Annotated in this window: 8 protein-coding genes; 2 read left to right on the top strand and 6 right to left on the bottom strand. The window is 70.4% G+C overall.

Annotated elements, in window-relative coordinates:
- Window positions 1-170 precede the first annotated feature (170 nt).
- A complete protein-coding gene (locus Q0588_RS04680; RefSeq protein WP_298744182.1) occupies window positions 171-782 on the top strand; it encodes a DUF3800 domain-containing protein in 612 nt (203 codons plus the stop codon).
- Window positions 783-1,119: 337 nt separating this feature from the next.
- Here the strand turns inward: Q0588_RS04680 and polA are convergent, their stop codons facing one another.
- The 4 genes from polA to Q0588_RS04660 are packed head-to-tail and all read right to left on the bottom strand — an operon-like array spanning window position 1,120 to window position 6,414.
- Window positions 1,120-4,032, bottom strand: a complete 2,913-nt coding sequence (gene polA / locus Q0588_RS04675) for a DNA polymerase I (RefSeq protein WP_298744180.1) — start codon at window positions 4,030-4,032, stop codon at window positions 1,120-1,122.
- Window positions 4,029-4,337: a HepT-like ribonuclease domain-containing protein gene (locus tag Q0588_RS04670; protein ID WP_298744177.1), complete on the bottom strand. Its 309-nt coding sequence runs from the start codon at window positions 4,335-4,337 to the stop codon at window positions 4,029-4,031. Before Q0588_RS04670 ends, polA begins: the two co-directional genes overlap by 4 nt.
- 29 nt (window positions 4,338-4,366) lie before the next feature.
- Entirely contained in the window at window positions 4,367-4,744 is a 378-nt protein-coding gene (locus tag Q0588_RS04665) for a nucleotidyltransferase domain-containing protein (RefSeq protein ID WP_298744175.1), read from the bottom strand.
- A gap of 11 nt (window positions 4,745-4,755) precedes the next feature.
- Window positions 4,756-6,414 carry a thiamine pyrophosphate-dependent enzyme gene (locus Q0588_RS04660; protein WP_298744174.1) on the bottom strand — a complete coding sequence of 553 codons (1,659 nt, stop codon included), beginning with the start codon at window positions 6,412-6,414 and terminating at the stop codon, window positions 4,756-4,758.
- Between the two features lie 96 nt (window positions 6,415-6,510).
- Between Q0588_RS04660 and Q0588_RS04655 the strand changes: the two genes are divergently transcribed.
- Complete coding sequence (locus Q0588_RS04655; RefSeq protein ID WP_298744173.1) at window positions 6,511-6,648, top strand: entericidin A/B family lipoprotein; 138 nt, start codon at window positions 6,511-6,513, stop codon at window positions 6,646-6,648.
- 244 nt (window positions 6,649-6,892) lie between these two features.
- Here the strand turns inward: Q0588_RS04655 and truA are convergent, their stop codons facing one another.
- A complete protein-coding gene (truA, locus tag Q0588_RS04650; protein WP_298744172.1) occupies window positions 6,893-7,630 on the bottom strand; it encodes a tRNA pseudouridine(38-40) synthase TruA in 738 nt (245 codons plus the stop codon).
- Window positions 7,630-8,421: methionyl-tRNA formyltransferase (locus Q0588_RS04645; RefSeq protein ID WP_298744171.1), on the bottom strand; the 792-nt coding region annotated here is incomplete at its 5' end. The genes truA and Q0588_RS04645, both read right to left, overlap by 1 nt.

The following is an 8,421-nucleotide window of genomic DNA, read 5'->3' as shown; positions in this document are numbered from 1 at the left end:
TTCCCCGCCGCCCGCGCCTCCACCACCAGCGGCACGCTCGGCGCCACGGCCGGTTCCGCCGCCCCCTCCATCACCCGCCTGATCACCCCGATGGTGCGGTCGGCCTCGGCTTCGGGGGGCTTCACGTGCACCCCTTCACAACCCAAGCCAATCCGGCCGATCATACGGCCATGCTTGTCTACATAGACGAAAGCGGAGACGCGGGCTTCAAGGTCGACCAGGGCAGTTCCCCGGTGTTCGTCGCCGCCATGGTCATTTTCGCCGACGCGGAGGACGCGGCCCTGACCCGCCGCCTGATCGACGGATCGGCCGCGCGCCAGGTGCACAAGGGCGAGTTCAAATTCAGCAAGAGCCGGGACGAGGTGCGGGACCGGTTTTTTCGCGCGGTCGCGGCGGGCCCCTTTCGGGTCCGCGCCATCGTCGTCGAAAAGGCCGTGATCCGTTCCGCCCATCTGAGAACCGACAAGGAGAGCTTCTACGAGTTCTTCGTCAAACAGATGCTGCGCCACGACAACGGCCGCCTGGCCAACGCCAGGGTCATCATCGACGGCTCCGGCGACCGGGAATTCCGACAGAAGCTGTCGACGGCCATTCGCCGCAGGGCTCGCGAGGGGGCCGTCCGGGATTGCCGCTTCTCGGATTCCAGGACCGATCCGCTGATCCAGCTCGCCGACATGTGCGCCGGCGCGATCGCGCGCTCGTTCCGCACCGACCGCCGGGACGCCCATCGCTGGCGTGACATGCTGCGTCCACGGCTGGACGACGTCTGGCGGTTTCATTGAAAGGGAGGCGCCTTCCCGGCCCCTAGTCCCGGCGGAACCGGGACACGCACGCCATACGGCGACAGTTCGGGACGCGGGAAGGACTTTGCAGGGTCCATATGCCCCCGATCGGTGAAAATTTCAACAATCGGGCCGGCGATTCACCGGCGATATCGCCGCCGGACCGGGCCAGACCATTTTCCCGACGCCGGCAACCTGGTCCCGCTTCGTTAGTCGGGATCATTTTGGTGACCCCACCGCAATGATCGGCGAGGACCATGTCGTTGGCCTCGACGAAATGGACCGCCCCGTGCTCAAGCAGCGAGCCGCCGCGCGGCGAGCGTTAGCGCCCCTAACGTCAATGCGCCTCGTCCCAGTTCGAGGCCGCCCGCGCCTCCACCACCAGCGGCACGGACAGCGCCACGGCCGGTTCCGCCGCGCCTTCCATGACCCGTTTGATCACCGGGATGGCGCGGTCGGCCTCCCCCTCCGGGGCCTCGAACACCAGTTCGTCGTGGACCTGGAGCAGCATGCGGGTCTGGAGACCCGCGCGCCTCAAGGCCCCCGGCATGCGGACCATGGCCCGGCGGATGATGTCGGCGGCGGCGCCCTGGATGGGGGCGTTGATGGCGGCGCGTTCGCCGAACTGGCGCTCGGCCCCCGATTTGGAATGGATGGCCGGGATGTGGATGCGGCGGCCGAAACAGGTGTGGACCCTGCCGTGGGCGCGCACCTCGGCCCGGGTCGCGTCCATGTAGCTGCGAATTCCCGGGAAGCGCTCGAAATAGGTCTTGATATAGGCCCCGGCCTCGCCCTGGTCGATGTTCAGCTGGGCGGCCAGGCCGAAGGCGCTGATGCCGTAGACGATGCCGAAATTGATCGCCTTGGCGCGGCGGCGGGTCTCGGGGTCCATCCGCTCGACGGGGACGCCGAACATCTCGCTGGCCGTGGCGGTGTGGATGTCGATGCCGGCGGCGAAGGCGCGCTTCAGCTCGGGGATGTCGCCGATGTGGGCCAGCAGGCGCAGCTCGATCTGGCTGTAGTCGGCGCTGATCAGCACATGGCCGGGGGCGGCGATGAAGGCCTGGCGGATCTGGCGGCCGGTCTCGGTGCGTATGGGGATGTTCTGCAGATTGGGGTCGCTGGAGGCGAGGCGGCCGGTGGTGGCGGCGGCCAGCTGGTAGGAGGTGTGGACGCGGTCGGTGACCGGGTCGGCGGCCTCGATCAGGGCGTCGGTATAGGTGCCCTTGAGCTTGGCCAGCTGGCGCCAGTCGAGCAGGACGCGCGGCAGATCGTGGCTCAGGGCCAGATCTTCCAGCACGCTGGCCTCGGTGCCCCACTGGCCGGAGGCGGTCTTCCTGCCGCCGGGCAGGGCCATGTCGCCGAACAGGATGTCGCCGATCTGGCGCGGCGAGCCGACGTTGAAGGGGCGGCCGGCCAGCTGGTGAGCCTGGGCCTCCAGCTCGGCCATGCGCAGGCCGAACTCGGAGGACAGGCGTTTGAGGCGGTCGGGGTCGATGCGGACGCCGGCCCGCTCCATGTCGGCCAGCACGGCGGGCAGGGGGCGTTCGAGGGTCTCATAGACGGTGGTCAGGCGTTGTTCCGCCAGCCGCGGCTTGAGCCGGCGCCAGAGGCGGAGGGTCACGTCGGCGTCCTCGGCGGCGTAGCAGGTGGCCGGCTTCAGCTCGACATGCTTGAACGATTTCTGGGCCTTGCCGACGCCGGCCACCGCCTTGAAGGCGATGGGGTCGTGGCCGAGGTGCAGCCGCGCCAGCTCGTCCATGCCGTGGCCGTGCAGCCCGCCCTCCAGCACATAGGAGATCAGCATGGTGTCGTCGATCGGGGCGACGCGGATGCCGCGCCGGGCCATGACGGCGAGGTCGTATTTGCCGTTCTGCACCACCTTGAGGACGGCGGGGTTCTCCAGCAGGACCTTGAGCCGCCTGAGCGCCTCCGCCTTGTCGATCTGGGTCAGGGGCTCGCGCGGGTCGGCCTCGCCGCCGAAGTCCAGCCCGCCCGCCCCGGCCATCGGCGCGGGCTCATGGGTCAGGGGGACATAGCAGGCGTCGTTGGGGCCGATGGCGAGGGAGACGCCGCACAGTCCCGCATGCGTCGCGCTGAGCGCGTCCGTCTCGGTGTCGAAGCCGACCACCCCGGCCTCGGTGGCGCGGGCGATCCAGCGGTCGAGCTCGTCGAGGGTCTGGACGCAGACATAGGCCTCGACGTCGAACCCCTGGGCCTCGGCCGGGGCGGCGGCCGGGACCTGGCCGTAGCGCGGCGTGGCCACCGGGGCGGTCATCGGCCTGGGCGCGAAGGCCGAGGCGCCGTCGCGGGCCGGGGCCCTGCCGTCGCCGACGCGGCTGCGCAGCGAGCGGAACTCCATCCGGTCGAGGAAGGCGGCGAGGACGTCCGGGTCCGGGTCGCGCACGGCGAAGTCGTCGATCGGCTCGGGCGTCGGCGCGTCGCAGGTCAGCCGGCACAGCTCTCTGGACAGGCGGATCTGGTCGGCGAATTCGATCAGGGTCTCGCGCCGCTTCGGCTGTTTGATCTCGTGGGCGCGGGCCAGAAGCGTGTCGAGATCGCCGAACTCATGGATCAGCTGGGCCGCCGTCTTGGGGCCGATGCCGGGGGCGCCGGGGACGTTGTCGACGCTGTCGCCGATCAGGGCCTGGACCTCGACCACCTTGTCCGGCGTGACGCCGAATTTCTCGAACACCGCCGCCTCGGCCAGGCGGCGCTCCTTCATCGGATCCCACATGACGATCCGGGGTCCGATCAGCTGCATCAGGTCCTTGTCGGAAGAGACGATGACCGCCTCGCCGCCGGCGTCGCGGGCCTTGCAGGCATAGGTGGCGATCAGGTCGTCGGCCTCGTAGCCGGGCAGTTCGACGCAATGCACCCCGAACGCCGCCGTCGCCTCGCGGACCAGCGGGAACTGCGGGACCAGGTCCTCCGGCGGGGCCGGGCGGTTGGCCTTGTACTGATCGTACATCTGGTTGCGGAAGGTCTTCTCCGAATGGTCGAAGATGGCCACCAGATGGGTCGGGCCGTCCTCGCCCTTCATGTCGCGGATCAGCTTCCACAGCATGTTGCAATAGCCCTGGACGGCGCCGACGGGCAGGCCGTCGGACTTGCGCGTCAGCGGCGGCAGGGCGTGGTAGGCGCGGAAGATGTAGGCCGAGGCGTCGATCATCCACAGCCGCACGGCGGGGCCGTCCTGGGTCAGGGGACGGTCGGTGGATTCGGCCGCGGCGTCGTGTTCTTCGGTCATGAGTTTTTCTCGACCAGAAGTTGCAGCACGGCCTTTCTGAGCGGTTCCAATTCCTCGCGCAGGATCCGCAACAATTCGGTTCGCGAAACCCGGTCATAGATGTGTCGAAGGACATTGCCGAGGTCGGCCATGCCTCGCCAGTCGATGTCGGTATTTTGCGCCTTGAAGTCTTCCGGCAGACGTCGACTGGCTTCCGAGATGATCGAGAGACATCGCTCGACCACATCCCGCTCATCGGTGTTTTCGACCAACGCCGGTTCGCCGCGCGCCACGAGGGCCTGAAGCCGTTCGACTCGCCTCAGCATCTCGACGGCGGCCGGCCGTGGATCGCGTGTCAAAACACGGCCACGGCCGACGCTTCGATCCGGTCCTTCAGCATGGGATGAAGATTCTCGCGTTCGATGAAATCGACCTTCCGGCCCATCAGGTCGCCGATGCGACCGCTCAGGGCGAAGTAACTCCAGCCTTTCGCCAGGCCATGATCGACCTCCCCGAAGAGGTCGATGTCGCTGTCCGGACGCGCTTCGTTTCGCGCTGTCGAGCCGAAAAGGTTCAACGACAAGACGCCAAGCGCCCGTACATCGGGCTCCAGCGCGCGGAGCCGTCGAACAGCCTCATCCCGGCTCAGCGCCTTCTGGAGCGTATCGGTCATGTTTTCAGTATAGGCGCCGAACCTTTCCGCGCCAACGCTGCGGGCGGCGAGGGTGCGCATGGCGGCTCCTGTTACGAACGCAGGCCCGCAATCGTGCGACCCGGCGCGATGTCCTCGGCCGAGGCGATCAGATGCACCAGGGCCGGACGCCCGGCCCCGCGCGCCGCCGCCAGCGCCGCGGGGAAGTCCTCCGTCCGCTCGCAGCGGACCCCGAAGGCCCCGAAGGCCTCGGCGTATTTGACGAAGTCGGGATTCCTCAGGTCGGTGGCGATGACCCGGTCGGGGCCCGGATAGCAGCCTTCCTGGTGCATGCGGATGGTGCCGTAGGCGCCGTTGTCGACGACCACGACCACCGCGTCGAGCCCGTACTGGACCGCCGTGGCGATCTCCTGGCCGGTCATCAGATAGTCGCCGTCGCCGGCGATGCAGATCACGTCCCGGTCGGGATGCACGCTCTTGGCGGCGAGGGCCGCCGGATAGCCGTAGCCCATCGCCCCCGAGGTCGGGGCCAGCTGGGTGCGCATGGCCCGGTGGCGGTGGAAACGGTGCAGCCAGGCGGCGAAATTGCCGGCGCCGTTGGTGACGATGGCGTCGGCCGGCAGGGCCTCGGCCAGATGGGCCATGCATTCGCTCAGATTGACCGCGCCGGTCACCGGCACGGGCGTCGAGAAGGCCTGGTAGTCGGCGTGGGCCGCGGCCGCCTCGTCATGCCAGGTCCGGCCCGGGTCGATCGCGGACAGGGCGTGGGCGGCCAGCGAGCTGTCGGCGGTGGCGCTCATCAGCGGGGCCCAGACGCGGCCCAGCTCCTCGGCGCCGGGATGGATGTGGATCAGGATCTCGGCCGTCCGGGCCCGGTCGAACAGGGTGTAGCCCTGGGTCGGGTTCTCGCCGAGACGGGCGCCGATGGCGAGGATCAGGTCGGCGGCCTTGGCGCGCGCGGTCAGTTTCGGATTGCAACCGAGACCGAGGTCGCCGGCGTAGTTGGACCGGTCGTTGCAGATCAGGTCCTTGCGCCGGAACGACAGCGCCAGCGGCAGGCCCAGCCGTTCGGCCCAGTCGCCGATGGCGGCGGCGGCGGCCTCGCTCCAGCCCGAGCCGCCCAGCACCAGCAGCGGCCGCTCGGCCTTCGCCAGCCGGCCCCGCACCGCCTCGACGAAGGCCGGGTCCAGGGCGGCTCTCGCCGGCGTCACCGGCCGGATCGGCGCGGGGCCGCCGTCCTCGTGCAGGATGTCCTCGGGCAGGGCGATGACCACCGGCCCCATCCGGCCCTGCAGGGCGGTGGCGAAGGCGCGCTCGACCACCTCGACGGTGCGTTCCGGGCTCTCGATCTCGGTGGCCCATTTGGCCAGGCCGCCGAACACCTCGCGGTAGTCGACCTCCTGGAAGGCCCCGCGGCCACGGTCGGTCAGGGCGATCTGGCCGACGAACAGGATCATCGGGGTGGAGTCCTGATGCGCCGTGTGCACCCCGACCGAGGCGTGGGTCGCGCCCGGCCCGCGGGTGACCATGCAGACGCCGGGTTTGCCGGTCAGCTTGCCGTACGCCTCGGCCATGTTGGCCGCGCCGGCCTCGTGGCGGCAGGCGATGACCTGGATGCGGTCGCGCACGTCGGCCAGCGCGTCCAGCACCGCCAGATAGCTCTCGCCCGGCACGCAGAAGACCCGGTCGATCCCGTTGATGACAAGGGTTTCGACGAGACGGCGGGCGGCGGTGTTCGGCGGCTGGCTCATGCCGGAGCGGTTAGCAGACGGCTCGAACCTTGGCCATGCAACCCCACGGCCACGCTTGACGTTTGAGGGGCGGATTCACGTCGAAGGGGACCTCCCATGAAGAAGATCATCACCCTCGGGCTCGTCGCCGCCGCCCTCGCGGTTTCGGCCTGCAATACCGTGTCCGGGATCGGGCGCGACGTGCGCGCCGCCGGCGACGCGGTGACCTCGGGGGCCGAGAGCGCCAAGCGGTAAGGGCTTGTCATCCCGGACGCCCCGCAGGGGCGAGCCGGGACGGGGCGGGCTCGCTGAAGGAACTCCCGGAAATCGCGGCGCGATTGTCCGGGAGCAGGGTAGCTGTCGCGCCCGGTCTGACCTGTCTCCCGGATAGCTGCTGGCGCAGCTTCCGGGAGGAGAGATTCATGCCCGTCCCGTCCCCGATCTCCCCCCGGCTTTCGCCGGGGTTCGTCGGGGATGACAAGAGAGAAGCGGATTGCCGCTAGTAGCTGACGCCGGTCAGGTAGAGGCCGTCGGAGGGCGCCACCGGCCCGCAGGCGGCGCGGTCCTTCGCCGCCAGGGCGCGGGCTACGTCTCCGACCGCCCAGCGGCCCTGCCCGACCTCGGCCAGGGTCCCGGTCATCGAGCGCACCTGCCGGTGCAGGAAGCTGCGCGCCTCGAACACCAGATGCACCTCCTCGCCGGCGCGGGAGACGCGGGCGACGTCGAGGGTCTTCAGCGGCGACTTGGACTGGCAGGCGACGTCGCGGAAGGTGGTGAAGTCGTGCAGGCCGACCAGCGTCTGCGCCGCCGCCTGCATGGCTTCGGCGTCCAGCGGCTTCCTGACGTGCCAGACCCGGCCCCGGTCCAGCGCCGGCGGGCCGGGCCGGTTGAGGATGCGGTAGAGGTAGCGCCGCCCGGTGGCCGAGAAGCGGGCGTGCCAGTCGGGCCCGGTCTCGACGCAGTCCAGCACCGCCACCGCCTCCCCGGCCATGTGGGCGTTCAGGGCGTTCATCACCGTCTTCGCCGGCCACGGCTTCTCCAGATCGACGCCGATCACCTGACCGGTGGCGTGCACGCCGGCGTCGGTGCGTCCGGCCGCCGCGATCCGCACCGTCTCGCCGCAAAAGGCCGCGATCGCCGCCTCGACCGCGCCCTGCACGGTCGGCTGGTCCGCCTGGGCCTGGAAGCCGTTGTAGCCCGAGCCGTCATACTCCAGCGTCAGCCGGTAACGGGGCATCAGGCCAGCACCGTTCCGGCGGGAATCGGGAAGCCGCGCAGCATCTCCTCGGCCGCCTGCGCCGCCTTGCCGGGCCGCTGCACCGTCAGCAGCCGCACCACGCCCTCGCCGCAGGCCACGCGCAGGCCCCCGTCCAGCACCTCGCCCGGTTCGCCGGCCCCCGGCCCGGACAGCCGCGACATCAGGGCCTTCAGGCGCACCGGCCCGTCGGGCCCCGGCGCCTCGAACCAGGCTCCCGGGAAGGGGGAAAGACCGCGGATGTGGCGATCGATCTCGGCCGCCGGGCGGGTCCAGTCGATGCGCGCCTCGGCCGGGGTGATCTTGCGGGCCCAGGTCGGCTCGCCGGTCTGGGGCGCGCCCTCGACCGCGCCGCGCCCGATGGCCGCCAGGGCGCGCGGCCACAGGCCGGCCCCGACGTGCGACATCCGCTCGGACAGGGTCGCGGCGGTGTCGTCGGGGCGGATGTCCATCACCTCCGACAGCAGGATCGGGCCTTCGTCGAGGCCTTCCGACATGCGCATGATCTGCACGCCGGTCTGGCGGTCGCCGGCCATGATCGCCCGCTGCACCGGCGCCGCCCCGCGCCAGCGCGGCAGCAGGGAGCCGTGCAGGTTGAAACAGCCCAGCCGCGGCGCCTCCAGCACCCCGGGCTTGAGGATCTGGCCGTAGGCGACCACGCAGGCGGCGTCGAGATCGAGGCTGCGGAAGATGTCGACGGCCCCGGCGGCCTTCATCGAGGCCGGGGTGAACACCGGCAGGCCCATGGTCTCGGCGAAGGCGTGCACCGGCGA

The organism is uncultured Brevundimonas sp. (assembly GCF_937870815.1).
In the GTDB taxonomy this organism is placed as follows: Bacteria; Pseudomonadota; Alphaproteobacteria; order Caulobacterales; family Caulobacteraceae; genus Brevundimonas.
This window is presented reverse-complemented; position numbering and strand designations above follow the sequence as displayed.